We start from the raw sequence: 26,040 nt of genomic DNA, 5'->3' as shown, positions 1-26,040 counted from the left end.
CTAATATCGTGTCAGCGGTAAGTTCAAGTTGTCGCATTCGAGTCATCAGATGAACCAACCTTGAATACTATATTGACCCGTCATAGCTCGATTTTTTAAAAAACTCACCCAGAAAGCGTTCAGGGCTATATCACAGTCATGACACGAGTTTTTTTTGGTAAAAGTTGAGATCGAGATTAACACTCTACCCAACTACCCCACTTTTTCGTACTCTCCTTTCCTGATGCGAGTTAGTTTTTGCTCATCAATGAGTGTGTTCAAATACCGTTTCGCCGTCCGATTTGCAATATTCATTTTACCTGCCAGCTCTACCGCCTCAGATGTTTCGAACGCTGGTGGAAGCACATTATAAAATTTGTGATACCGGTCTCCCCTAGCATCGGGCTGTGCTTCAATAGGCAGCTGTTCAAATGCCCGAATTGTATGCTTAAGACAGGTATCGGCAATCCAAAGGGCGGCAATTAAATCATCATCGTCCGGCGTCAGAAATTCCAGTTCAGTGAGCAGCTTCCCGTCTTCGTCAAATTGGCGAATGACAGAAAAAATAATTGTGAGTTTAAGAGTGTAGATAGCAGCTTTATAATTTGCCTTCTTAAGTTCGGGCGGCAGCGCTAGTTCCTCAATAATCTCCATCTTTTCGGCAAATGTATCATCAATCATCTGCCACTGGTTGTCGGCCAGTTCCGCTATCAGGGGCTCTTCACGTGATAGGAGCCGGGTGTTTATGTGACCGAGCAAATCTCTGAGTTCGTCAAGCCGCTGATTGAGTGCGCGCGAAGCAGCATCGGGCCTATGACTTTGCCACTCTGCCTCTTTTTTACCGCAGTAAACCAGAAATGATGAAAGGATGGTACTGTCGAATCGGGACCAAAATGATCGGTAGTGATCAATATCTCCAACAATTCCGTTCGATAGCGTATATAGCCCGTCGCCTCCTCCCCGCTTGACCACCCGAAACGCCTCTCGAAACACTGCGTCCTGCAGGCTCCTGTCTTTTATCTCCGATTCATATGGTTCATCTGTAAATTGCGGCGTTGTCTGATAAATGGCATGCGACCGCCCCCAAAAACCTGCCCCTGCATCTTGTTTTCGGCTTGATGCAGCCTGAACAGAGCTCCACAATCCTGGTGTGCCGGGCGTGATCTTTCTTGATGGTTCCTCAAAATAACGAACCGCTTGTTTTGAATAGGTTTCAGCAGTTCCCGATCTGTCAATCAAAAAAATATTTAGAGATGCCGTATAAAATCCATCCGCATGCTCGGCCACCACATTAGGTATATGAGCTGCAATAGCCGGCAAAAATGACAGGAGAAATAAATCTCTGTTTACCGGATCCTTCAACACTTCGCAGCAACTGGCCAGGGGAACAGGTAAACAGCTATAAGCCTCTTCCGAGATCGGCTGAGAATCTGAAATCCATGCAGATTCATGCTGCTCAATATTCAAATCTGATCGAATCTGGTCGATCTCCGCTTTAATGGTCTTCAAATTTTTGAGCGCAACAGACCGCATCATTTTAGTGGGGGCAGAACCCGGGCCGGTTTGTACGGCTCTCAGCTTTTCAAGCGTTGAGAGCTTCTGCTCCTCCCAGTAACAGAGATCTTTGAGCAGCTTGTAGGCCTCGTCATCTAATCGATTTTCTTTTACCATCTTCAATCCTGCCATGTACCAAGTTTTACGGATATCCTGGCTAAGGTAGTCGGGTGGTTCCGGAACTGTTGTATATTGGTTTGTGCTCATCGGGACTTAGGTTTCCTGTGCATTCATTAAACCAAAATAACAAAAATAGTTCTGCAAAATTCTTTGCGGATAGCTTTTATAACAGCCCTTTATCTTTTGGCGATTGGTGTTTGTGTCGACAATATTAAAGATCATTTAATAACAGTCAACACCAGAATCTTGATTTACATTTTGATGCCCTGAAAAGCCTCTGAAAGGATCTGGCATAAAAGAATTGCTTATTTAGATTACAAAATTGTGAAGTCAAAAATAGAAAATTACTGCTTTTGATAAAGGAATATCCCTACACAACAAAACTCCTTTCTAACCTCAAATATTTGATTGTTCATGATGTATCATAATCCGAGCATCAAATTTCATCGCAAAAAAAAAGCGTTGCCCGGCTAAGAGCAACGCTTTAATGGGTTTCCCCGTCTGTTTATTCCACTAACCATTTTCAAGTTTGAAAGTAACAGGCATAGAATACTGTACGTTTACAGCAACTCCGTCTTTCTTGCCAGGAGTAAATTTTACTTCTCTCACGGCCTCAAGAGCTGCTTCGCCACATCCTCCGCCTATGTCTCTCAATACTTTTTCATCTCTAACATTACCATCCTTATCAACTACAAACTGAATGAATACGCGTCCTTCAATCCCCGATCGGGCAGCCGCTCTTGGATATTTAATTTCGCCATAGAGTGACTCAGCCCCGCCAATCATTTCAGGCATCTCATCAACTACGGTAAAAACTTCTTCGCTGCTTTGTGCCATTGTGTTTTCCGACGCTAACAAGGTAAATGACCCCGCCGCCAGCAATACCATCAAACCAGCTTTTAAATATGTTATGCCTTTTGTTATCCCGCTATCCATAGGTTTTTACTGTTTTTATTGAGTTTTACACGTTATTTATTTGACAGACCTGTACCATCCCAATTGTACTGTCCGTATTCCATTATCGGCTAATAGGATTTCCGCTTAAGGAAACTCTCCTCCTCAGCTAAATTTTAATGCTCTCATTATTTCTTAAAAATCACTCAGGTCATCATCATCCAGCGGAATGAGCTTATGAGCATCTGAAGTGCCCCCCTGTTTTCTTACGGGCAATGAACCTGAGGCATTCGGCCATTCGCTGTCACCATTTCTTCCGTGGCCATTGTTCGTGTTACCGTTCGCGGAATAACTTCTATTGGTCTCTTTACGCGCTCCATTCGTGTTTTTAAAAGAGGATGAACCTGACCCATTAAACGCCGCTTTCTTCATTGGGGCAGGCATCTTCAAGTCTGAACGGCCAGATGGAGTTGTTGATAAGCTGTTGCCGGATGCTCCACCTACGAGGCACCTGAGGCTGTTAACAATATGGTTGAGTTCCGTAGCCTGTGATGATAACTCCTGCGCGGCACTGGCTGATTCTTCAGAATTCGATGCATTTCCCTGCACAACTTTATCCATTTCGTGCATCACCGTGCTCATTTCTTCTATACCGGTACGCTGTTCATTAGCAGCAGCCGCAATTTCATTAACAAGTGTACCTACACTGGAGACACTCTCCTCAATTTTCTGCAGATTTTCAGATACCTCTGCTGCAACATTTGCTCCGCGGTCTGATGTAGCCTGGGAGCTTTCTATGAGCTCAGATGTATTCCTTGCCGCTTCCGCACTTCGTTGTGCAAGGCTTCGAACCTCTTCAGCCACCACCGCAAATCCTTTCCCGGCTTCACCTGCACGAGCCGCTTCAACGGCTGCATTTAGTGCCAGCAGATTGGTCTGAAAAGCAATATCATCAATAGTCTTAATAATTTTTGATGTTTCCAGCGATGAGTTCTTAATCTCTTCCATCGCCTGGTTCATACGCTTCATCGCCTCAACCCCGCTGGCAACCCGGGGTTCAGTCTCTTTCATAGCAAGATCTGCTTCACCGGCATTCTGAGCCGTCTTTTTGGTTTGCGATGCAATCTCTTCAAGGGAGGATGTTGTTTGCTGAAGACTGGCTGCCTGTTCACTGGAACTTTCCGCGAGCTCCTGGCTTGAACCGGATAGTTGATTTGATGACGAGTTCACCTGCTCAGCACCTGACGACAGTCGATCTATAATATTACTGAGCGCGCCATTAATTGACACACTCATGATCCACCCGAACAGTACAGCACCGCCAACCGCAAGGAAGACACCGATAGACAGGATCCAAATATATTGGGCTACAACGGCCTGTGTTTGCTCTCCCTGGCCTGCTGCTTCATCCTTAGCATTCTGTGAAAGCACAGAAGTATTCACCAAAATCTCTTCATACGCGTTATTTCTTATCATCTCTTCCTGATTCACGGTATTCCTCGCCTCAATCATGGACTGAACATTGGTCACGTTATCGTTCAGAGATGCAAGACCAATACCCAAAAACATCTGCAGCTCCGGATCTGTGGTTGCATCATACAGATCCCCGATTTCGTTCCTGTACTCCACAAACATTGCTTGAATACCTTCCAGCACAGAAGCATCATTCATCGCTTCCGCCCGCCATAACGCAGCCATAGCGCCGTTTAATCCTTTCATCAGGTCTTCGGCCTGATTAATTCTCGAGCGTGATGTCTGAATCCGCGAAGAACCTGCCCCTTGGTTAATAAGGCTTGTCAAATTTTGGTTATAGACTTCCAGGTAATCTTTCATACTAAGCTGAAAATCTTTATTCGACTGGTCACTTTGCTCTCTGTACCGAATGAGATCTCTTGTGGCTTCGTAATAAGAAAGTGCAGATTGCTGATATTGGGCTGATGCATTTTCGAGATCTGTCAGCCGTTTTTTCAATTTTGGCACATCACGATTACTGGCAAGCTCTCTTGCCCGTTCCAATTCTGCATCAATTTCAGAAAAATCACTTATCGCCTGTTCCCAATACTGTTCGTCAAATGTTTGGTTATAGCTTAGAATTGAACTCCCGGCCTGCCGAACATTTTTATCCAGGGCTGATGTAATACCTGATTCGGGCAGGTACGTATTAACCAGTTTATCTGAATTTGTATTTATTTTGGCGAGAGAAAAGATTGCGACCAGGCCAAGAAGCAGAGTAATGGCTGCTCCGCCAATCCCTAACAGCATTATTTTTTTACCAATTGTAAGCGAACCGCCACTGCTTGATGTAAGGCCTTCGAATAATTCTTTTAATTTACTCATGAACTCTGATGCAGGTTAACTTTTGTTAGAGGATTTTGGATGAGGCGATATATCAACCCCACAGATCAGTTTTAAAATTGGGTATATCGTATAATCAAATCATTATACTGCTGACCTGTAATACGCTTTATCGGCAAGTTTATAAAGCAGATAAGAGATTTTAATCTTAATCTACTTTCGTGAAATTGAGCGGCACTTTAACCCGGATACGTCACAAATAAATACAGATTATGCCACAGCCCCCGCCGCTTTTGTACTGCCATCCAGCACATCATCAGGAACATCAAACAGCACTCGCTCGACATCTACGATCATTTTTACCTGCTCTTTCACTTTTCCAATACCGGATAAGTAATCGCTTTGTTCACCGGCCCCCAGTGAAGGAACTTCCTCGATTTGATCGCCGTCTATATCTGCAACTTCAGATACCTTATCAACGATTACGCCCATGAGGTACTGATTTTCCTGAACAACAATAATACATGTCTCCTCGGTATATTCGATTTCTTTCAGGCCAAACCGGGATCTCAGATTCATCACCGGCACAATTTTTCCCCGTAGGTTCAGCACACCTTTAATGTATCCCGGCATACGCGGCACCGGAGTGATAGGCATCAAGCCGATAATCTCCTGAACCTTCAAAATCTCAATCGCATACTCCTCTTTTCCCAGAAAGAAACTGAGAAATTTTCCCCCTTCTACAGTATGCACTAGCTCTTCTACCGCCACGTCTTTTTCTTCTGTATTTTCCATAACTGTTTATCTTATATTTTTTCTTAAAATGTTCATCTGATTTTTTTCACACGTCCCATTCACCGGATAACAGGTCCTGGAACTAAGTATCTTACCGCTCCGGCTTAGTCTGTGAAGCTTATCGACTTTGTGCGATATACCTTAAACAAACCAAGCTCGTTCTAACCTATTAGCCGGGCATGTTTTTCAATGCCACCCGGTTGGTACCTGCCTTGGTTAACTTAGACAGAATCTCGTTTGATGGAGCTCAGTGAATGACTCTCATTAAATAATCGGCACCTCTTTAAATCACTCTTTCAGCTAACTGACAATATCTTTACAACCAGGCCATCGTACTTTTTCAGAACCCATTCAGGTCACTGTCGTCCAGCGGGATCAACTCCCTTGCATCCATTTTTTTCGGTGCTTTCAGCTCCTGCTTTTCTACTGGTGGCCTGTCGAAACCTCCGTTCTGAAAATCGTTGTACGTTGTACGGCTTCGTTCAATCGTTCGGGGCTGCTTTTTTTTCTGTTTTTTACCAACACTCTTTTGAGCGGAATCACCCACAAGCAACACAAGCTGATCAATCATTTGGCGCAGTTCGGCTGCCTGGGATGACAGCTCTTCCGCTGCGCTGGCTGATTCCTCAGAGTTTGAAGCGTTGTTTTGAACGGTTTTATCCATTTCACTCATCGCCGTATTGATCTGCTGGATACCAGTGGCTTGTTCACCCGATGCCGCCGAGATTTCCACAACCAGGGTGCTAACATCATTCACACTCTTGGAAATTTTACTCAGATTTTCTGCCACTTCCTGTGCCACTGAAAGGCCGCGATCACTTCTTTCCTGTGATTTCTCAATCAGTTCTGACGTATTTTTAGCAGCCTGTGCACTCTTATGGGCAAGATTTCGCACCTCTTCTGCAACGACTGCAAATCCTTTTCCTGCCTCGCCGGCCCGTGCGGCTTCAACTGCAGCATTTAAAGCCAGCAGGTTGGTTTGAAAAGCAATGTCATCGATGGTTTTTATGATTTTTGATGTCTCCATAGAAGCTGTTTTGATATCTTCCATGGTTTTGTTCATTCTCACCATCGCCTCTACACCTTCATCAACAAGCGGTTGGGCGTTTTTCATCGCTTTTTCAGCCTGAGCTGCGTTCTGTGCACTTTGCTTGGTCTGGGCTGACATCTGCTCGAGCGACGAACTTGTTTCCTGTAAACTTGCGGCCTGTTCACTGGCCCCTTCCGCCATCGACTGGCTTGACTCAGATAACTGCCGCGAGGCCGAATCTACCTGGGAAGATCCTCCGGCAAGAGACAAAATAATTTCTCCAAGTGATGAATTAATAGACCGGGTCATAAAAAAGCCGAGTAACACAGCTACGCCCACGCCCAGAAACAGAGCGATCATACTCGCTGTGGCTAATACTGAATTCTCAGCAACTGCTTTGTCTACTTCTGTTTTTGCCAGTTGGCTATTAATAGCAACCAGATCATTAATTTCACGGACATTCGCTTCTTTGGAAATTTTGTTGTTGTTCATGAATTGATCTCTTATCTGCGTCAACAGCTCTGATGAAATTTCCTCATCATTTGTTTGCATCATAAGTTGATCAACCAATGCCATGAACTGCAAATGGTCTTCTTTCCAGTTATCGAACGTAATTAAAAATTCATCCCAGCTTTTAGCTTCCTCTTCTGTTTGAGGCAAGGGCTCATAAATGGCCCATGCTGCTTCTAATTTGATCCATTCACTCTCAATATTTTTAATGACCGATGCGCGTTCATCCGACGATAACAGTGGGTTTTGTAACGCTTCTTCGCCCGCATTAATAGCAGTTAAAGACTGGTTCATCTTCATAAGAGACTCAACACTTGGCAAGCGCACAACCCCTATTTCATAAATTGAATTGTCGCTGCTTACTGCCCCGTAGTATCCAATTCCGCCAAGAACAAGCGTAATGAAAGCCAAAATGGCAAATGATGCCGTTAATTTTTGCCCGATCGTTTTATTGGTAAAAAAATTCAATTTATACCTTTTTGCTTTACTCATATGTTCACTCCAAAAGCAGATCTTTATTCTGCCATATTTTTGGTTGATAGTGATCTTCTCCATGCGGAGCACAGAGCCAATCGCTGATTGATGTTTACCTCAATGTAGTACAGCCCACATTAGCCGTCACTTTTTTTGAGATTCACGTTTTGCGTTAAACACAGAACCCACATTTATAGTCGTGTGGTAATTGATCAACCTGTGGCTCTCTGATATTTTTCGTCGTAAGCTTCAGGCTGACATACTGATAAGTACAATTATTATCGGCAGAAGTATGGACCAGCTAAACCACTTTTTTATATTTTAAGCTTTTTTTGTCTTATTACTTTTCCCGTCAAAATAGCAGCCATTACATTAATCTTTTCAAAACAGGTGCTTAGGGGAGTGCCGTTGCAAAGAACCTCAGCCTTTAGTCGATTTGTCTTTGCTGCGGAATGTTTTGCCTTTTCGGAAAAGGTTGAGGTTGAGGAAAGTCGTTGCAAAAAACCTCAGCCTTTAGTCGATTTGTCTTTGTCGCGATTTGAGTTGCCTTTTCAGACAAGGTTGAGGTTTAGGAATATCGTTGCAAAGAACCTCAGCCTTTAGTCGCTTTGTCTTTGTCGCGATTTGAGTTGCCCCCTCGGAAAAGGTTGAGGGTGAGGAGAGTCGTTGCAAAGAATCTCAGCCTTTAGTCGCTTTGTCTTTGTCGCGGAATGGGTTGCCTTTTCGGAAAAGGTTCAGGTTGAGGAGAGCCGCTGCCAAGAACCTCAGCCTTCAGCCGCTCTTTCTTTGCCGCGGAGTTGAGTTGCCTTTTCTGAACAGGTTAAGGTTTAGAGGAGCCGCTACAGAGAACCTCAGCCTTTAGTCGCCCTGTCTTTGCCGCAGAGTTGAGTTGCCCCATCGTAAAAGGTTAAGGTTGAGAGGAGTCGCTGCCAAGAACCTCAGCCCATATGAATACCTGTAAGTTCAATTATTTTTTCCCGAAGTTTTTCGGGTGTAAAAGGTTTGTGGACAAAGCCCGCACGGTTTTCATTTACCTGATCGATTCGCTGAGGATTACTTTCGGTAGAAATAATAAGTACGGGCAAATCTCTCGTTTCAGGCTTGCTGCGAACAACAGTCAGCATCTCCAAACCATCCATCACCGGCATATTTACATCTATAAAAAGCATGTCTATCCAGTTTTCTTCGAGCAAATCGAGGCCTTTTTGACCATTTTCGGCCTCGAATATGTCACCGATCGGAACACCACTCATACTTAGAGTTCTGATAATCATTTTTCTCATGACAGAACTGTCATCCACGACGAGAACATTTAAAGACATAATATCTTTTTTTCTTTGACGGTTAATTTATGATTGCCTGAAACGGCTTTCCCTTAATGCTGTTAATGATGGCATTTGAGATATTCTGAAGGGGCAACACTTCATTTACCGCACCTATTTTATATGCTTCTCTTGGCATACCGTACACTACGCAGGTTGCCTCGTCCTGTGCGATGGTATGTGCACCTGCATTTTTCATGGCCAACAGTCCTTTTGCGCCATCGGCTCCCATTCCGGTCAGAAGCACACCACTGGCGTTAACGCCAACCGATTCAGCCACGGAATTGAAAAGCACGTCCACACTCGGACGGTGATGATGAACGGGCGGGCCAGATTTAATACGAACGTGATATTTTGCACTTCTTCGCTCAACGAGCATATGAAAGTTACCGGGAGCCAGCAATGCCACACCCGATTCTACAAGGTCATTATCTTCCGCTTCCTTCACCCGAAGACTGCATACAGAATCAAGGCGATCTGCAAAACTTTTTGTGAACACAGGCGGCATGTGCTGAACAATAACAATTCCCGGCATATTGGCCGGCAACCCCATTAGGACTTTCTCCAGTGCTTTTGTCCCGCCTGTTGATGCGCCAATTGCAATGATTTTATCTGTTGTATGAAAAAGAGTGGGTTTAGGTTTTACCTGGGGTTTTGTATCAGTTGCATCTACCTGCTCGTTTGCGCCGGTATGTCTGTCAAATTTGGCAAGTGAGGCTGCCCTCACCGACTTTACAATAGCTTTAGAAATATTTTGAGCTGAATATGATGAACCTGGTTTACTTATAACATCAACGGCCCCCAGCCTGAGAGCCATTAATGCATTTTCACTATTCTTAGGCGTCAGCGAACTCACAACCACCACAGGCATGGGGTAGTGTTTCATCAGCTTGGCAAGAAACGACAGCCCGTCCATCCGGGGCATCTCCAGGTCAAGTGTAAGCACATCCGGCTTGAGCTCTACAATTTTCTCACGCGCCGCATACGGATCAATAGCTGTGCCCACGACCTCAATATCAGGCTGCCTGTTTAGCTCTTCAGTCAGCACCTTGCGTACAAGTGCGGAATCATCAACAATCAGTACTTTAATCATATATCAGCCCGCTGAATAGTAGATTGTTATTTCCGCAACCCCTTCATCAAGATGAACATGTACGGTTTCTCGCTGCATCGACTTAAACTCTTCTTCAGCCTCCTGTTTACTGCCAACAATTTTCGGCGTGCGGATGTAACATATATCTTCGCCTTTGGCAAAAATTGGAACAGTGTTTCCGCAAATAATATTCGCAATTTCCTTTAGCGCTCCTTCTTTTAGCTCGAGGCTTCCTTCCTCCATTCCGAGCATATTTTCGGCAATAGTGTCAAACAGGTCAGGTGTCACCCTGATTTGCATTCCACCTTTCGCTGCACCATCAAAATGCACAATGGCGCTGATACTGTTTTCGCCAAGATCGACGGAGTCATCTTCTATTTCCCACTCCTCGAGCGGAAACATATAGCAGGTGATTTCAAATGTTCGATAGGCAATTCCTTTTAGCCTCTCTTCATGAAGCATTTTTGTCATCGTTAATCCTTAATTATTTTTTTTCGTATCTGGTCTTCGAGTAAAGTGGTGGTAAATTCTTTGTGGACAAACCCCATGCCGCGTCTTAAAATGGCATCGATCCGTTTCTCATCATTTTCTGTTGATACAACAACCGCAGGAATATCCCTGAATTTAGGATTATCCGAGGCATAATCGAGCATCTCCATCCCATCCATCACCGGCATATATATATCCACAAGCATGAGATCAACATCATACTGCCTGAGCATTTCAAGGCCTATTTTACCGTTTTCGGCCTCATAAATCTCCCCGATATCGAGGTTACTTTCCGTCAGTGTTCGCTTGAGGATCACACGCATGGTTGGATCATCCTCCACAATTAGCACATTGTGTTTCATAAATAGGCCGGGTTAATAAGGTATTCTTTTCTGGGTATGCAAGATTATTTCAATCGTCAGTTTTTAAAAATAGTTGCTTTGAATTCGGTGTTTTCACCTGATACTTTGAAAATCTCTTCACGCAGCATCTCCGGCGTAAACGGCTTGTGTACAAATCCCGACCCAAGCATCTCTATTTGCTTTATCATACTTTCATTACTTTCGGTGGATACAATCAAAATGGGAATATGTTTTGATACAGATCTATTTCGAATTGTTTCGAGTACCTCCATACCATCCATAACCGGCATGTACAGATCCAGAATAATCAGATCAATTTTCTCGGTATCTACCAGCTCGAGAGCCTGTTCGCCATCTGAGGCCTCAAATATTCTGTTTATAGAAATATCACTCATGCTCAGCGTTCTCTTCATCATCAAACGCATCACCGAACAATCGTCTACGATTAAAACATTAATTTTCATAATAATACCCTTTAAATCATCAGTTATAGTCTATTTTAAACATTACACCTAACCTGGTCTCCCGAGGCACAGGTTGTCCCTATTGGAAGTTTATTTACGGTAACAAGTCCATCTGACAGCCTAAGAGCCATAGTCCGTGAGTTATTACCGCCAACATCCTGTTTCTCAATCATGAACCCATTTTTCCACAACAACTTTCTTAGTGTTGTGAAATTTCGCTTCCCAATTTTGAAGTAATCATCGTCATCGTTTTTCTTCATACTCGCACCACCGGCTACGCTTATTACAATATTTTTTTTTGAGGCTCCGTAATCGTAGCAAATACCAAGAAGTTGAGCCAGGCCGGAGTCCACATACATAGCCGGTTTGAGCTTCGCTTTTTCGGGGTCAGCTTTAGAAAGCGGCAACATAACGTGTAGCAATCCACCAACACCGGCAACAGGATCGAAAATTGCGATCCCCAGGCAGCTGCCCAGAGCATACGTTATAATCGTTTCCCCGGGATCGTCCGACACATGCATGTCACTTACTCCAACAATGGATTTCATTCAGTGCGACCCATAACTATTAACTATTGTTTTTGATATACAGCCGGACTAATATTTACAAACCCATGATCTTTCCCGGAAACACTTTCAGAGTGCCCCAAAAAGAGATATCCGCCCGGTTCAAGCAAATCATAATATCTTGATACCAGCTCCGATTGCGTTTGCCTGTTAAAATAGATCATCACGTTTCTGCACATTATTACATGAAACGGGCCTTTCATCGGCCACTTTTCAAGAAGATTCAGACGGCCGTAGGTAATCAGCTCGCGGATGGCCGGTTTTACTTTTGCTCCTTCATCATGAGCGTCAAAATATTTCCTGAGGAAATAATCAGGGAGCCCCTTCATTTTCTCAGTGGGATAAACTCCCGATTTTGCCCGCCTTAAAATATCGCGCGAAAGATCCGTGGCCAGCATTTTAACCGAAAATTGATTCTGAAACTCTTTTTGTTCAAACAGTGTCATGGCTAATGTAACGGGTTCCTCACCTGATGAGCATCCTGCTGACCACCATTTGTACTCCCTGCCACTCATGTGTGGAATCACATTTTCTACCAGGAAATCATAGTGCTGCTTCTCTCTGAAAAAGCTCGTCTTGTTAGTTGTCAGCACATCAACAAGCGACAAAAATTCACCGCCTGTTTCGTCTGTTTCAACATAATCCAGGTACTCTAAAAAACTTTCGAGCCCGAGTTTACGCACACGCTTCATCAATCGTGCACGCACAAGAGCTTCCTTGCCCTCATGCAGGTAGATACCGCTATAGCTGTGCAGCATTTTTCTCACACGGTCGAAATCGCCTTTGCCAAGTGAGATTGTTGAAAAATTATCTAATCTGCTTTCTGCCTGCATTTTTTCATCCTAATTCAGGGATATTAAATCCCGGGGTACCGCTTCACTATTTATCGGCACCCACTATTTTTCATTTCTGTTATTGTACCACCGCAGCGGTGTCCAGAATCAGGCCAACACGACCGTCTCCTAAGATGGCACCGCCCGAAATGTGCGGCATTTTTACCATCATATTTATCGACTTCCCTACGAGCTGCTGCTGGCCAATCACTTCATCCAGAAGCAGTGCGTACTGTCTGTTATTATTTTTGATGATCAGCATAGTGCCTTGAAGCAGATCTTCTATAGCACCGTCTATATTAAATAGCTTATGCAGACGAATCACCGGCACTGATTTTCCGCGGAACGACACATGCTCCGTCTCGCCCATTACGGTATAAATATCGTCGTCTTCTGCGCGAAATGTCATATCTATGTTAATAGTAGGAACAATGAACCGCTGCTCTCCCACTTTCACGAGCATACCGTCGGTAATAGCAAGAGTAAACGGGATCTCGAGAGATACTTTTGTTCCTTCGCCCGGTTTAGAGCTGACCTCCACTTTTCCCTGGAGCTGTTCGATCGACCGGCGAACAACATCCATCCCAACCCCACGGCCCGAAAGGTCCGTCACCTGATCAGCTGATGAAAATCCGGGCAGAAAGATGAGGCTGAAAATTTCACTGTCTGTCAGTTTCTTATCGGGATCAACCAGGCCTTTTTCTATAGCCTTGGCGAGTACTTTTTCTTTGTTAATTCCCTTTCCGTCATCCTCAATTTCAATGACAACCTTACCACCTTCCTGGTAAGCTCGCAGCCAGATATTCGCCGTCTCCTGCTTGCCTGCACTTTTACGGGTGTCAGGATCTTCAATTCCATGGTCAAGAGCGTTTCTTAGCATGTGAACCAGCGGCTCATTGATGATGTCGACCATATTGCGATCAATCTCGGTATCTTCACCTATTGTTGAAAATTTGACCGATTTGCCCGCTTTTCTGGCAAGATCACGCACCAGGCGGTTCATCTTATGGAAGGTGGCACGAAGCGGAACCATCCTCAGAATCAAACTGGTATCCTGTAGTTCACGTAAAATTTTTGATGTGTGGTTCACTTTTTTCATCAGGTCCGAATCATCCGAAATAGAGCTATCCTGTGCCACGACGGAGTGTGCAATCACAAGTTCACCAACCATATCAATCAGCCTGTCGAGCCTGCCCACATTCACACGAACCGTAGATTCTACCTCAGATTTCTGATTCGATTTATCAGGTGCACCAGCTTCATTTTCAGGAGCTGATTCATTATTTTGGCTGACAGACTGAGTGCTTTCCGCTTTCACCGGTGGTGGAACTGTGCCCCCTTCTTTTTTCAGTGCGTCGGCAGGCGAGTCGTTGTCATCAAAAATATGGTTCAAAACTTTCATCATGCGGTCGTATCCGTGCGGCTTAGGCAGCGGGTCTCCGGGCTGGCTGGTTTCCACCACTCCCAGCATCTTCTTCAGAATATCGATCGACTCCAGGGTGATATCGGCACATGCCATATCAAACTGCTGTTCTCCCTCACGCACCATGCTTAACAGCGTTTCAACCGAATGAGTGTATTCCGATATCGGGTCGAGCCCCATAAAAGCAGATGTTCCCTTTACCGTATGAAATGCTCTGAATACGGTGTTTATTAGCTCGTCGTTATTCGGCGATTCTTCGAGATCGAGCAGTGCACTTTCGGCGGTTTCAACCAGGTCGGAACACTCGGTTACGAATTCGCCAAGCATACCGGGCTCAGAATCTGTTGGAATTAAAAATACCTCGGGTTCTTCACTGGCTGATTCTGTTTCGGGTTGATGAGTTTTCTCAGCAGATGACTCATCAGACGCCCATCCTTCTTCACTGACCGCTTCAATGGCCTGTTCTGTTTTTTCCGAAATAAACATGAGCCATCCTTCTTCAGGAGACTTTTTGCCCGCAATCTCCTCAGCCTTTTCAGCTGCAGCTATCAAAGCCACCGATGCTTCACCAGATTCTTGCTTGGATAAATGCCGAAGAATTTTTGTAAGCAGCTCCAGCTCTTCCGTCTTGATGGTTTCTTCATTCAGCATCATAATATTCGATGCCAGATCATCAATCGTTACGCCTTTGATGCGTTCATCCGGCTCATCCGCTTGTTTCGGCTCATTGGACCTGTCATTCTTTGTTACTTCTTCCTCGTTAATCTCATCAAGTTCGATAACTTTGTCAGCTGATTCTTTTCCGCCGGATATTGCCTTTTCAAGATCGCTGCATGAGCGCTCAAAATCCTCAACAGGAATGTTACCATCGGCAATCATATACTCCCTGATGGTATTAACACCCTGCATTGTAGACGTCTTTACGCTTGTAAAATAGTCGTCCTTCTCGTAGAGATGCTTAAGACCTTTCCAGGCAAAGTTAATCAGGCGCTGCAGCTGAACACCCTGGTCGCCCAGCTCGCTGATAAACGCTTCAAATTTTGCTCCTGCCACCATCACATTTTCTCGGTCGTTTGGCCACACATCGGCCAATGCCCGAATAATTTCGGCAAGAACCTCTACATTTTTTTCATTTTGATCACTCATAAATACGTCCTTTATCTGGATTCGCTTAATGCCATGTTCACCCAAAATTCTCCGCTGGGGCCGACAAATTTCATTTTCTCAGTAGGGGGTTTACTTGGCATAAACAGCGTAAGGTCGCTCCCGCGGGTTGCTGTTGGCAATGAGGATTGCCCTCTGAACCCTACCGTTTCGATATTGGCTGCAACATCGCCGGCAAGTATGTTAGATATTTCTCCTACCAGGTCTCCCATATCATCACTTTCAAACGGAATTTCCGCCCCGATAAACACTTCAGACAGTTTAAGAGCAGTTTCCCGTGGAATTACAATCATTAGCGAAAGCGTATGCTGCTGGTTAAAAACCGCAATATTTCCGATAATTCCGTTCAGGGATTTCGCCTGTCCATTCTGCTCAATGTAGCTTGGCTCACTGCCAATGATAGAGGCGAATGTATTTATCACTGATTCTTTAACCAGCCCAATTATTTCAGTGGGGATTTCGTTGATGCCGTTTAGACTTTTAGGTATCATTTCTAAGATTTCTTTTTTACGATTTCAGGATACTTGAAAAGAAACTTTTTTCTTCCTCTTCCTCACTCTCTTCGCCAATGATATTCCCATCATCATCGAAATAGCGACTGATTGTTTTGTGCATCTTATCTGCTGTAAAAGGCTTGGTAATATATTCGTTGGCACCGCCTTCGTTCAGCGCTTTATCCACTTTACCCATAGATTTTTCTGCCGTCACCATAATAATCGGGATGTGATCGGTATCCCCCTTATCACGAACAGCCCTTGAGAATTCCACACCTGTCATGTTTGGCATGTTCCAGTCTACAAACATAATCTGAATCTCGTCGTTGAATTTGTCGAGGGCATCCTGTCCGTCCATCGCTTCCACATATTCAAAATCAGCCAGCATCAGCTGATCAAGTGCCCGCTTTACCGCACTTCTCATTATTTTTGAATCATCAACAACAAGCGCCTTAACTTTACCCATTCTTACTCCTTTCGTTCTATTAAATCAGTATTGAGTTGCGGATTTACCTGTTTCCGGGCAATTATTTCGGATCTTTGACTGCTTTTGTTCCTGAATGTCTCCTGGAGATGCAGTGCTGTTATCCTGCCCGTCGGCCCGCTCTATTTGCTGTTATTAGCTCCAGAATGTTATCGGGAAAGATTAAAAAACCTTAAGCTATGGCGATCTTTTTTACCGCCCGGGCATCTTAATGTCATTGTAAAATCTCCCGCCATAAAGCTTTTGAGGACAGAGAATTAATATTCAGAATGGTGAGTCGATAATAACTTATTAGTATCTCACAGAAACCACCGCCGACGTTCAGGTACAGAATGTTAAATAACTTTGTCCTTCCCGCCTCAGTATCGTCAGGTCATGCCGTAGAAGGCGTGCAGCCTCTCCAGGGATTCGCGCCTTATAACCAGCTTACACAGCTGGTGCCGACATTTCGTCTTGCAGAGGACGGGAGCAAACCGGAAGATGAAGAGAAGAAAAATATCAACGTTGAGGCACCTGATGCCGAAACGGAAGATGAGGGCACATTTCACGAATTGTTGAAGCTTTCTTTCAACGTGAGTTTCAAAGAGATGCTTGACTACTTTTTAGTGCCTGATCACGACAAAATCCATGTCCTTCAGGCGAAGTTCAGAAACGAACGGGAGGTTACCGACTTTACCATATTTGCGCCAACCGGAGAAATTCCGGCCAAATTTGAAAATTTCAGGGATCAGCTCCACGAATTTCAGATGCAGCTTTTTAAAACACCGAAAGGACTTCACTGCCATATCATTGCTTAAGGATGCGTCGAAGGGGGTCTAAAATGGTGATCCTGAGTCAGAAACGGGAGCGGTCAATACAAACTGGGGCGTTTTACGATCGCGTTTATCCATGATGATTCTTCCGTTAATCTGATCGCTTATCTGGGCGCAAATTTTCAGGCCAAGAAGCGCCGGACTGTCACCCTCAACATCATCCGTTAACCGCATGATTTCTCTTGATTTAAAAATCTCTTTGAGTGATCTGTCAGTGATTATATCACCCGAATTTTTTATGAGAAGAGCAAACTCTGATTCGTCCCGGTCTACCTCAACTTCAAGCGTGCCATTTTCAGATGAGAAGCCATCCGCTATCATGATAAGATTATAGATCATCAGCTTGATTTGAAACAGTTCAGCTTTGACAAATACCGGCTCGCCTGATTCAATAAAGGTAATTGACGAGGCCCTGAGCTCTGTAGAATTCGACACAATTTGCTTCACTTCATTCACCAGCCAGTTCAGCTCAACCACCGGCTGCCCTGATCCTGACGTACTGCCATCATAGGTGTCTTCTTTGTATATGTCGTGTAGCTGCTCGAGCAGGAACCCTATTTCATTCAGTCCGTCACCAATATTTTTGCTGTACCTTGAAAGCTTGTCTGCTTTTTGCTGGCCGTCAAGATTGTTGATGAGGAGTTCCAGGTAACCCGAAACTGCACTCAGCGGCGACATCACATTATGCATAAAGTGCCGCACCGTCCGATTCTGCAGCTGATGCACAGCTTTAAGATGCTTGTACTTTCGTTTGAGGCTTTCTAATTCGTAATATTTCTTATCGTCGGCTGCATGATTGTTCTTTTGCATATACGACTCGACAGTTCCCCGCCGTTTCTTTGGGCTATACTTCCTATCCATCATTCCTCAATAGTAAATGTATACAAATGCCTGTAGATCTATTTCAGTATAATTGCCGATATCTTCTGCGGCTGTACTGCACTAACCGACTTTGAAAATCACCAACGTCATGATATAAAATATTTCTAATATTAAAAAATCTTAATGACAATTATGTCGGCAGTAACCCATCTATACATCCGCATATTCTGCCAATCAGCCAAATATGCAGTTCGGTATACATCTTAATCTATATGTTGATGACAATCAGAAGTTTACAGGTAGATTAAGCTTTGATTATTTTTTACTCAAAAAAGCTTTGCGGCGCGGCACTTTACCTTTTTCGACTTTTCAGGCGTATGAACCGTCTTTTTCAATAAACAACGACTGTCATCGATAGCCGCTGATTTTTGCCGAAAAACAGGGCAAACCCATTTAAGAAGTGACAGGGATAATTAGAGTCTTTGCTCAAGAAATATTCCTTAGGACTAAGGTCTCCGGCCTTGTTGGGTAAAGGGATAGCATGGGTGCCTGTGCCTATGGTGCATCACAGCACGGGAGAAATCAGTTTGAGCGCTCACAAGGTGAGCATTCTCAAAGTGTACCCGTGCGGGCAAACCGTGCCCGGAAGCCATCATAGCCGGGAGTTTTCCCTACTATTTACGGTCCACCTGTCCCCTAGTTAGGGAAAAGTATGGGGAGTAAACGTCATGTTTAGAATCTGTCACTGGTAGCGAAAGGCAGCGTCCTTCGCGGAAGGAGTTTATAAGCCATCGTTTAAGATGGATCTAAGAACAAGGAGATGTCTCCGCTCATCCCGCTTAAAAATACATCGGGATTCAGTCGACATGAAAAGGTATTGCGGTCAGCAAGAGCGGCATACCTTACTGAGATTGTTGCAATACGTTGTTCCACGCCGCCTGCATGAATGGCTCCCAAAAATCTCTGTCACCGATAGCCGAGTCCGGCCAACGCTGAAGCTTCGGAAAGCAGGCGAAGGGCCCCTAATGTCGGCAGGAGTTTTAATAGAGTTTTTTTCAAAATAAATCGTAAAAAAAAGTAGTTTCAGGAAGTATAATTATCCGAGTTTGCAGGTGGCAATTTTGCATTATCATCAATTATCATTTCTGTTCTTGGCTTATCAAAATGCTACGCATATTTTAATGTGGTGTAAATAATCAGACGGATCCATCCTCACTATGAACAAATCGTCCGGCAAAACAACGGGTAGTGCAGAGCAACTTCTGCCGGAGCTGACCCGCGAGATCTTCCTGGCCGACAGCTACCATACGGCTCTGGGCGAGACGCTCAGGATTTTAGCCGGGCAGATGAAACCGGTGTATGCGGAGTGCAGATCAAAGCTGGCGAAAAGTTCAGTCTGGATCATCCTTCATAACTACAGAAGCAACTCGGGTCTTACTGAGGCAGAATCCCTGATCGGACTATCCGGAAACGGCAGCGAGTTTTTTAAACCGAGCCTGGAGGTAATTGATGAAGTCTGGATTGCCGATCAATCATTCACAGATGATGAGACGCTCCCTGAATCTTTGAGGCAGCAAAACCGCATTCTCTCCATTTGTCTGCAGGTGGCTTTTGGAAGTGGCAGAAATGATTTGATTCGTCTTTTTTACACCGATGAGACCAAAAAACTATCGGATCTGAAACGACATCTTCAGAAACTACTCCCCCAGCTGAAACGCCTTCTTCAAAAAAAATATGATGTAAAAGAGATCCGAAATTCTGAGCAACGCTACCGGACACTTTTCACAGAAGATTTAAACCCAAGCTTCATCGCCTCACCCATTGGTATCATAAAAGAGTGTAACCAGGCATTTATGACGCTCTTTGGTTTTAAATCGAAAAAAGCTGCACTTGAAAGTAATTTTAACGACCGGTTTACAAACTACATGCACCAGGTCTTTTTTTGGGAAAGCCTGCAGCAAAAAGAGCAGATTAACAATCACGAAATGCCTGCCTCCAGGGTTGATGGAGAAAACGTCTACACCATTTTAAAAGCGACCGGCAGTTACGACCAGGACTCAAACCTGACGGAAATTGTAGGCTACATACAGGATATCACCGACCGCAAAAAGGTTGAAGATGCCCTCCGGAAAAGTGAGGAGCGCTACAGGAGCCTCATCGAAACTACAAATGACTGGATCTGGGAAATTGATGAAAATTTCCATTTCACCTACTCAAGCCTGAAAATTCAAACTATTCTTGGCTACGAGCTCAATAATGTTTTAGGAAGCTCCATCCTCGACCTTACACCTGCCCACCAGCGCGAAGAAGTAGAAGAAGAGTTTACGGAACTGGCCATCAGGCAGGAGGCGTTTGTGGGCGTTGAACAGTATTTCGAGGATTCGGATGGCAACATCGCCATTTTTGAAACAAGCGGTATCCCCCTTTTTACCAACAATGGAATTTTTAAGGGCTACCGGGGTATATCCAAAGATATTACCGAACGAAAGAAAACGGAGCGGCAGATTGCGCGGATGAATGATGAGCTCGAAAATAAAGTCATTGAGCGCACAAAAATGCTCCGGATTGCCAATAAAGAGCTTGAAGCGTTCAGCTATTCAGTTTCTCACGACCTGCGTGCGCCGCTGCGAAGCATAGACGGGTTCAGCCAGGCTCTTATTGAAGATTACGGCGACACCCTCGACTCTACAGCAACAAACTACCTCAATCGTGTTCGGTCTGCCGCCCAGCGAATGTCTACCTTGATAGACGACATGATTAAACTGGCAAAGGTATCGCGGACCGAGCTGTCCAAAAAAAGAATTAATCTGTCAGACATTGCGGAGTCAATATCTAACTCCCTGATAGAAATGAATCCGGACAGGGACACAGAAGTCATCATCCAGCCCAATATGTATGTTATGGGGGATGAAAACCTGATGAAAGTTGTGCTACAAAATCTGCTCGAAAACGCCTGGAAGTTTACCTCAAAAGAGGAGACAACCCGCATTGAGGTCGGGTCAAAAAATGTTGATGATGAGATTGTTTACTTTGTGCGCGATAACGGTGCAGGTTTTGACATGAACTACGCGAAAAAGCTTTTCACTCCCTTTCAGCGACTTCACAAAGAGACAGATTTTCCGGGAACAGGCATAGGTCTTTCTACGGTTCAGCGAATTATTCACCGTCACCTCGGTAAAATATGGGCTGAAGGGGAACCGGGAGAAGGCGCTGAGTTTTGTTTTACGATGAGAACCAGTCCAAATCAAAGCATTGATTAGAATGTACCTTACTAATTCAGATAGTTATATATTTGCCGATAATCTTGGCACGATTCGCATACATCTGCGGCAATGTATTTTTAGAACTATACGTTATTATCAACTTAGAGTACATTCGGTAAAAAACAGATATCATCATATGAACAGCCCGTCACTATAATAAAATAAAGCTAAATAAATATGCATCCTTCAGATAAATCTATCCTTATTATTGAGGACAACCCCGACGATGGGGTGCTGACGATGCGTGCACTTAAGAAGCTAAACTATGCGAATATCAAACTTGTAGAAACCGGATCCCAGGCACTTGACTACCTTTACAATGATGAGACTATCGAAAAAAACAACCATTTGCCGCCCGACTTAATTTTGCTTGATTTAAACCTGCCGATCATTGACGGGTTTACCATCCTCAAGAAAATTAGGTCCTCCGGCTCTACCAAACATACGCCCGTAATTGTACTGACCTCCTCCGGTGAAGACAAAGACATCAATAAGAGTTACGACCTTGGGGCCAACAGCTATATCCAAAAGCCTGTTGATTTTATCGAATTCGAAAAAGCTGCCGTGCTGATTAGTGAGTACTGGCTCACGCTTAATGTCCCCCCGGTGTAAAATTGGGTATTGGGGAATCTTACTTAAGTATTCATGATTGAGGTAAATCTTTAGAAGTATTCTTTTCTCAGAGGGCTTTGTAAACCATCTCTTAACTCAGGCAAACAGTGAGAGTGCCAGCGCTATAACAGACATAGAAATAGCGCCTGTTGCTAATGAGATTGCTGTTTTATATTTCATGTTTTCAGTCTCAAGATCGGCCAGAACAGATGCTACAAGCGGAAAATTAACGCTCATGCCCTCAAATTTCAGAGATGTAAAAAAGGTAATCCTATCACCATTTTCGTCCCGGTAGCTGTATTTTTTATTGAAGTGATAATACAGGCGGCCAAATACCATGTCTTCATCTACACCCACCTCTTCCGCTACCTCGGCAATATCTATTGGAACCCGGATCCTCGCAATCCTGTCCGGCTCTTCAGTTGCATAGGCACGAAACGTATCCTGGTACCGGTTATAGATTTCTGTAAGTATTTCGAGATCTGTCGGAATCTTTTTCATGTCATATTTCAATTCTTTTGTATGGCGCAGCTTTCCGAATATTATACAGCCCTACTAATGCATCCTGGGCTTGTTCTTTTTTTACTTATCGGCTCTTTTTTCTCATAATTTAATTTTGTTGTACAATTCGCAGTGGATCATTTTTGGCGCTTTTTGAATGTAAGATCAATGCCATGAGCAAATTTCAGACATGAAACATGTAAGGAGCTTTCAAATCCCATCTGGAGAGAGGAAAGAATCACAATACAACGCAAAGCGTCCGTTATGGGGGGCATGGGTATGTTCGTTGAGGCCGTGAATCTGAAATAGGGATCTGATCCAGTTCAAGAAAACGGAATACACTCCTTTACCCCTTTTCGAATCTCACCAACGATCTTCACACGGTTCTAAATTTTCAGTATACTGTCATTTCGTTTGATCCCGGTATTTTCATCTACAACCATCTCATATGACCACTCCAAAAAGATCGATTAAACTTTTACTGGTTGATGACTCCGTTGACGACAGAGAGCTCATTTTGATGAATCTTCGCCGGGGCGGATATGTCCCTGACGTCCATTCCGTGGATACCAAAGACGGTTTCGTTGGTGCCCTTCAGGAGAACAGCTGTGACCTCATTATCTGCGACTATTCCATGCCGGGCTTCGATGGGCTTACCGCTCTGGCGATACTCAAGGAACATAATCTGGATATTCCTTTCATTCTTGTGTCGGGCGCTATCGGTGAAGAGCTTGCCGTAAAAGCAATGAAGGCCGGCGCTAATGATTATATGATGAAGGATAACTTGCAGCGGCTTGTGCCTGCCATTGAACGCGAACTGAAGGAGGCCAAACTCAGAGAAAAACATCGCCAAGCCCAGATTGAACGAGACCGGCTGCTCACCGTCATTCAAAATAGCCTGAATGAAATTTATATTTTTGATTGCCGGACACTAAAGTATCGATACCTGAATGAAGCGGCCCTTAACAACCTGGGGTATGATGAGGACGATGTTCACGAGATGACGCCCATCGACATCAATCCATACCTTGAAACACCCGACGATTTCAACCGGATTATTCAGCCGTTACTTGATGGCAAACTTGATAAAGATCTCTATCTCACAAAGCATATCCGGAAAGATGGCACGACCTACCCGATTGAAATTCATCTGCAGCTGATCCGCCAGAACGACCAGCAGTTTTTTACCGCTATCGGGTTTGACCTCACTGACCGCGAAAAAGATGCCCGGCGTATAAAAGAGCAAAAGGATATTGCCAGGGAGATGGCCGAACACTCTAAGCATAAATCGGAATTCCTGGCCAATATGAGCCACGAACTTCGCACCCCGCTAAATTCCATACTCCTGCTTAGCAAGCTCCTTTTAAAATCAAAAAGCGGGAATCTTACCGGGGATCAGCAAAAATATATCGATGTCATTCAGGAGTCCGGCAAAAACCTTCTCAGCCTCATTAATGAAATTCTTGACCTCTCAAAAATAGAATCCGGTGAGATGGAACTCTCTTTTGAGACAATTGAACTGAAAAGTCTTGTCGCAAATGTAAGCGATGTTTTTGAACCCATTGCAGATGAAAAAAAACTGGACTTCTCCGTCACGGTTTATGATAACTGCCCCAGCAGGTTGGTATCTGATCAGCTCCGGCTCGAACAAGTACTCAGAAACCTGCTCTCAAACGCTATGAAATTTACGCAAGAAGGACGCATTGATCTCGATGTTTTTACAGAAAAAACCTCTTCTTTGGTTAACGAGCATCAGATCATCTTCTCTGTAAAAGACACCGGCATAGGTATTCCCGCCGATAAGCAAGAACTGGTCTTTGAAAGTTTCAGGCAGGCTGATGGATCAACGCAGCGGAAATTTGGAGGAACCGGCCTTGGGCTCTCCATTTGCCGGCATATAGCCGAACTGCTGGGCGGCACTCTTACACTCAAAAGCAGGGAAAGCATGGGCAGCACGTTTAACTTATCAATCCCGCTTAAAGAAGCGGCCGATGCAGAGCCGCAAAGAAAACATGGACCTGAAAGACTTCATCAGCCCCCCGATTTTAAAGATGAAGCCGACAGGGCAGAGCGCATGACACTCATTTCCGATAACCGACATCTTATCAGCACACTAACCGAACAAATTGACGACCATTCCGGAACATTGAACGTTATAAGCAGCGGTAAAGATGCTTTACGAGAAGTAGCACGATATTCTCCTTCTACGGTATTGATTGACCCTTATGCGTCAAATTTTAGTGGGTGGAGTGTAGCTAAACACTTGTTGAACGATAACACTCATGAATACGCCATCTGGATGATTACTGACGAAACGCATCCTATGCCGGCAGTTGATATGAAAGGGTTGTCTGGTAAAATGTCTATGCCTCTCAGTTCGCAAAACATCCGGGCATTGCTGACCACTCCGCCGCCCGGGACCTCGGCTGAGTCTGATGAGACTGAACGAACCCTGTTGCTAATCGATGATAATAAAATTCATAACGAAGCACTTAGTGAGTTCGCCGAAGAAATTGTTGATCGCTGCCTTATCGCCACAACCGCCCGGGAAGCGTTTGAAACCCTGGAGGCTGCTTCAGTCAACTGCATCGTGCTCGACCTGACCCTCCCCGATGCTAACGGGCAGGACGTGCTGCTGCAATTGTCTGACGATCCTAAACTTGCAGATATTCCCGTCATCATTTACTCGGGCCGGTCTTTGACTAACCACCAGAAGGAAGAGCTTCTGACACACGCATCCGATGTAATTCTTAAGAATATTGGCAGCCACTCGCGATTGATGAGCCGTATTTCAGAATTAATTCAACCATCAGATAAAACCGAAAAACCGGAAGCATCCATAAGTACTTCGCAACAGCAATGGGTTCTTCTGGTTGATGACGATGATCAAAGTTATTTTTCCATTTCCTCACTTCTTGAAAACAGCGGTCGGACAGTTCGGCGAGCAGAAAATGGCCATGAAGCGCTCCGCATGCTGCAGACTCACAAAGAGGAGATTGGGCTCGTGCTTCTCGACCTGATGATGCCCGAGATGGACGGGTTTGAAACAATTGAAAAGATCAGGCAAAATCCATCAATGAGAGATCTCCCGGTGTTTATTGTCACGGCAAAAGCAATGAAAGGCGATCGTGAGGAGTGCCTCAAACATGGCGCAACAGACTACATCAGCAAACCCATCTCACCTGAAAAACTTGAGACCCTCTTATCGATCTGGGCATCATAACGACCGTTTAATAGGTATTCTTCGAACTCAGGTCAAAAGGTATAAATGGAACACCTCGTGGAAGAGCCCATGAGGTAATAACCTGAAATCCATAATTTTTTAAACGTATAAGCCACTGGGTGAGTGCCCCTTTCCTCGCAAGGAGGGACTTTCATCTCGTCCAACCCAAAGGGTCGGGGAATTAAACCGCTTATGAGTAAATATCATCGTCATCATTAGATGAGTTGCCAATCAAAACTAAAAAGGTCGCAGGCCTGAAAAACTCAGTCTGATAAAGAAGAAACTGGTCATAACTAATTGTTACTACGATTGATCACTCAGTCACCTTTCCAACAGATAATTACTGATATATCCGAGACTATTACGGAGCCTACCCCATACCGATTCTAAGTCATTTATTTTCATTAATTTATAAGCCATAACACCCCACTTAAGACCAAATCTTTTGCAGTCATAGAGTTA

Annotated in this window: 21 protein-coding genes; 4 read left to right on the top strand and 17 right to left on the bottom strand. The window is 44.4% G+C overall.

Going from position 1 to position 26,040, the window contains the following annotated elements:
• Positions 1 to 192: 192 nt before the first annotated feature.
• The 15 genes from AABW11_RS04065 to AABW11_RS03995 form a co-directional block, all read right to left on the bottom strand.
• Positions 193 to 1,740 carry a hypothetical protein gene (locus AABW11_RS04065; protein ID WP_340103504.1) on the bottom strand — a complete coding sequence of 516 codons (1,548 nt, stop codon included), beginning with the start codon at positions 1,738 to 1,740 and terminating at the stop codon, positions 193 to 195.
• 426 nt (positions 1,741 to 2,166) lie between these two features.
• Complete coding sequence (locus AABW11_RS04060; RefSeq protein WP_340103503.1) at positions 2,167 to 2,589, bottom strand: energy transducer TonB; 423 nt, start codon at positions 2,587 to 2,589, stop codon at positions 2,167 to 2,169.
• A 153-nt stretch (positions 2,590 to 2,742) separates the two neighbouring features.
• Positions 2,743 to 4,884, bottom strand: coding sequence for a methyl-accepting chemotaxis protein (locus tag AABW11_RS04055; RefSeq protein WP_340103502.1), 2,142 nt, complete (start codon positions 4,882 to 4,884; stop codon positions 2,743 to 2,745).
• Between the two features lie 228 nt (positions 4,885 to 5,112).
• The gene (locus AABW11_RS04050; protein ID WP_340103501.1) at positions 5,113 to 5,637 is read right to left on the bottom strand and encodes a chemotaxis protein CheW; all 525 of its coding nucleotides are present in this window, start codon (positions 5,635 to 5,637) and stop codon (positions 5,113 to 5,115) included.
• Between the two features lie 340 nt (positions 5,638 to 5,977).
• Positions 5,978 to 7,645 carry a HAMP domain-containing methyl-accepting chemotaxis protein gene (locus AABW11_RS04045; protein WP_340103499.1) on the bottom strand — a complete coding sequence of 556 codons (1,668 nt, stop codon included), beginning with the start codon at positions 7,643 to 7,645 and terminating at the stop codon, positions 5,978 to 5,980.
• Between the two features lie 944 nt (positions 7,646 to 8,589).
• A complete protein-coding gene (locus AABW11_RS04040; RefSeq protein ID WP_340103498.1) occupies positions 8,590 to 8,973 on the bottom strand; it encodes a response regulator in 384 nt (127 codons plus the stop codon).
• A 22-nt stretch (positions 8,974 to 8,995) separates the two neighbouring features.
• A complete protein-coding gene (locus AABW11_RS04035; RefSeq protein ID WP_340103496.1) occupies positions 8,996 to 10,066 on the bottom strand; it encodes a protein-glutamate methylesterase/protein-glutamine glutaminase in 1,071 nt (356 codons plus the stop codon).
• Between the two features lie 3 nt (positions 10,067 to 10,069).
• Positions 10,070 to 10,537, bottom strand: a complete 468-nt coding sequence (locus AABW11_RS04030) for a chemotaxis protein CheX (RefSeq protein ID WP_340103495.1) — start codon at positions 10,535 to 10,537, stop codon at positions 10,070 to 10,072.
• Positions 10,538 to 10,539: 2 nt separating this feature from the next.
• Positions 10,540 to 10,917: a response regulator gene (locus AABW11_RS04025; RefSeq protein ID WP_340103494.1), complete on the bottom strand. Its 378-nt coding sequence runs from the start codon at positions 10,915 to 10,917 to the stop codon at positions 10,540 to 10,542.
• A 56-nt stretch (positions 10,918 to 10,973) separates the two neighbouring features.
• On the bottom strand, positions 10,974 to 11,381 hold the full coding sequence (locus tag AABW11_RS04020; protein WP_340103493.1) for a response regulator: 408 nt from the start codon (positions 11,379 to 11,381) through the stop codon (positions 10,974 to 10,976).
• A 35-nt stretch (positions 11,382 to 11,416) separates the two neighbouring features.
• The gene (locus AABW11_RS04015) at positions 11,417 to 11,929 is read right to left on the bottom strand and encodes a chemotaxis protein CheD (RefSeq protein ID WP_340103492.1); all 513 of its coding nucleotides are present in this window, start codon (positions 11,927 to 11,929) and stop codon (positions 11,417 to 11,419) included.
• A 23-nt stretch (positions 11,930 to 11,952) separates the two neighbouring features.
• A complete protein-coding gene (locus AABW11_RS04010; protein ID WP_340103491.1) occupies positions 11,953 to 12,780 on the bottom strand; it encodes a CheR family methyltransferase in 828 nt (275 codons plus the stop codon).
• A gap of 79 nt (positions 12,781 to 12,859) precedes the next feature.
• On the bottom strand, positions 12,860 to 15,349 hold the full coding sequence (locus AABW11_RS04005; RefSeq protein ID WP_340103490.1) for a chemotaxis protein CheA: 2,490 nt from the start codon (positions 15,347 to 15,349) through the stop codon (positions 12,860 to 12,862).
• An 11-nt stretch (positions 15,350 to 15,360) separates the two neighbouring features.
• The gene (locus AABW11_RS04000; RefSeq protein ID WP_340103489.1) at positions 15,361 to 15,858 is read right to left on the bottom strand and encodes a chemotaxis protein CheX; all 498 of its coding nucleotides are present in this window, start codon (positions 15,856 to 15,858) and stop codon (positions 15,361 to 15,363) included.
• Between the two features lie 16 nt (positions 15,859 to 15,874).
• The gene (locus AABW11_RS03995; protein ID WP_340103488.1) at positions 15,875 to 16,327 is read right to left on the bottom strand and encodes a response regulator; all 453 of its coding nucleotides are present in this window, start codon (positions 16,325 to 16,327) and stop codon (positions 15,875 to 15,877) included.
• A gap of 350 nt (positions 16,328 to 16,677) precedes the next feature.
• Between AABW11_RS03995 and AABW11_RS03990 the strand changes: the two genes are divergently transcribed.
• Positions 16,678 to 17,142, top strand: a complete 465-nt coding sequence (locus AABW11_RS03990; protein WP_340103486.1) for a hypothetical protein — start codon at positions 16,678 to 16,680, stop codon at positions 17,140 to 17,142.
• Positions 17,143 to 17,160: 18 nt separating this feature from the next.
• Here AABW11_RS03990 and AABW11_RS03985 read toward each other — a convergent pair whose 3' ends face one another.
• A complete protein-coding gene (locus AABW11_RS03985; protein WP_340103485.1) occupies positions 17,161 to 17,967 on the bottom strand; it encodes a sensor histidine kinase in 807 nt (268 codons plus the stop codon).
• Between the two features lie 1,229 nt (positions 17,968 to 19,196).
• Here AABW11_RS03985 and AABW11_RS03980 point away from each other — a divergent pair.
• Complete coding sequence (locus AABW11_RS03980) at positions 19,197 to 21,239, top strand: sensor histidine kinase (protein WP_340103484.1); 2,043 nt, start codon at positions 19,197 to 19,199, stop codon at positions 21,237 to 21,239.
• A 180-nt stretch (positions 21,240 to 21,419) separates the two neighbouring features.
• On the top strand, positions 21,420 to 21,854 hold the full coding sequence (locus tag AABW11_RS03975) for a response regulator (protein ID WP_340103483.1): 435 nt from the start codon (positions 21,420 to 21,422) through the stop codon (positions 21,852 to 21,854).
• 96 nt (positions 21,855 to 21,950) lie between these two features.
• Here the strand turns inward: AABW11_RS03975 and AABW11_RS03970 are convergent, their stop codons facing one another.
• Positions 21,951 to 22,355 carry a hypothetical protein gene (locus AABW11_RS03970; RefSeq protein WP_340103482.1) on the bottom strand — a complete coding sequence of 135 codons (405 nt, stop codon included), beginning with the start codon at positions 22,353 to 22,355 and terminating at the stop codon, positions 21,951 to 21,953.
• 448 nt (positions 22,356 to 22,803) lie between these two features.
• On the opposite strand from AABW11_RS03970, the gene AABW11_RS03965 reads away from it, so the two are divergent.
• A complete protein-coding gene (locus AABW11_RS03965; RefSeq protein ID WP_340103481.1) occupies positions 22,804 to 25,578 on the top strand; it encodes a response regulator in 2,775 nt (924 codons plus the stop codon).
• The last annotated feature ends 462 nt before the right edge of the window (positions 25,579 to 26,040 follow it).

Source organism: Rhodohalobacter sp. 8-1 (assembly GCF_038150125.1).
Classification (GTDB): domain Bacteria; phylum Bacteroidota; class Rhodothermia; order Balneolales; family Balneolaceae; genus SW132.
This window is presented reverse-complemented; position numbering and strand designations above follow the sequence as displayed.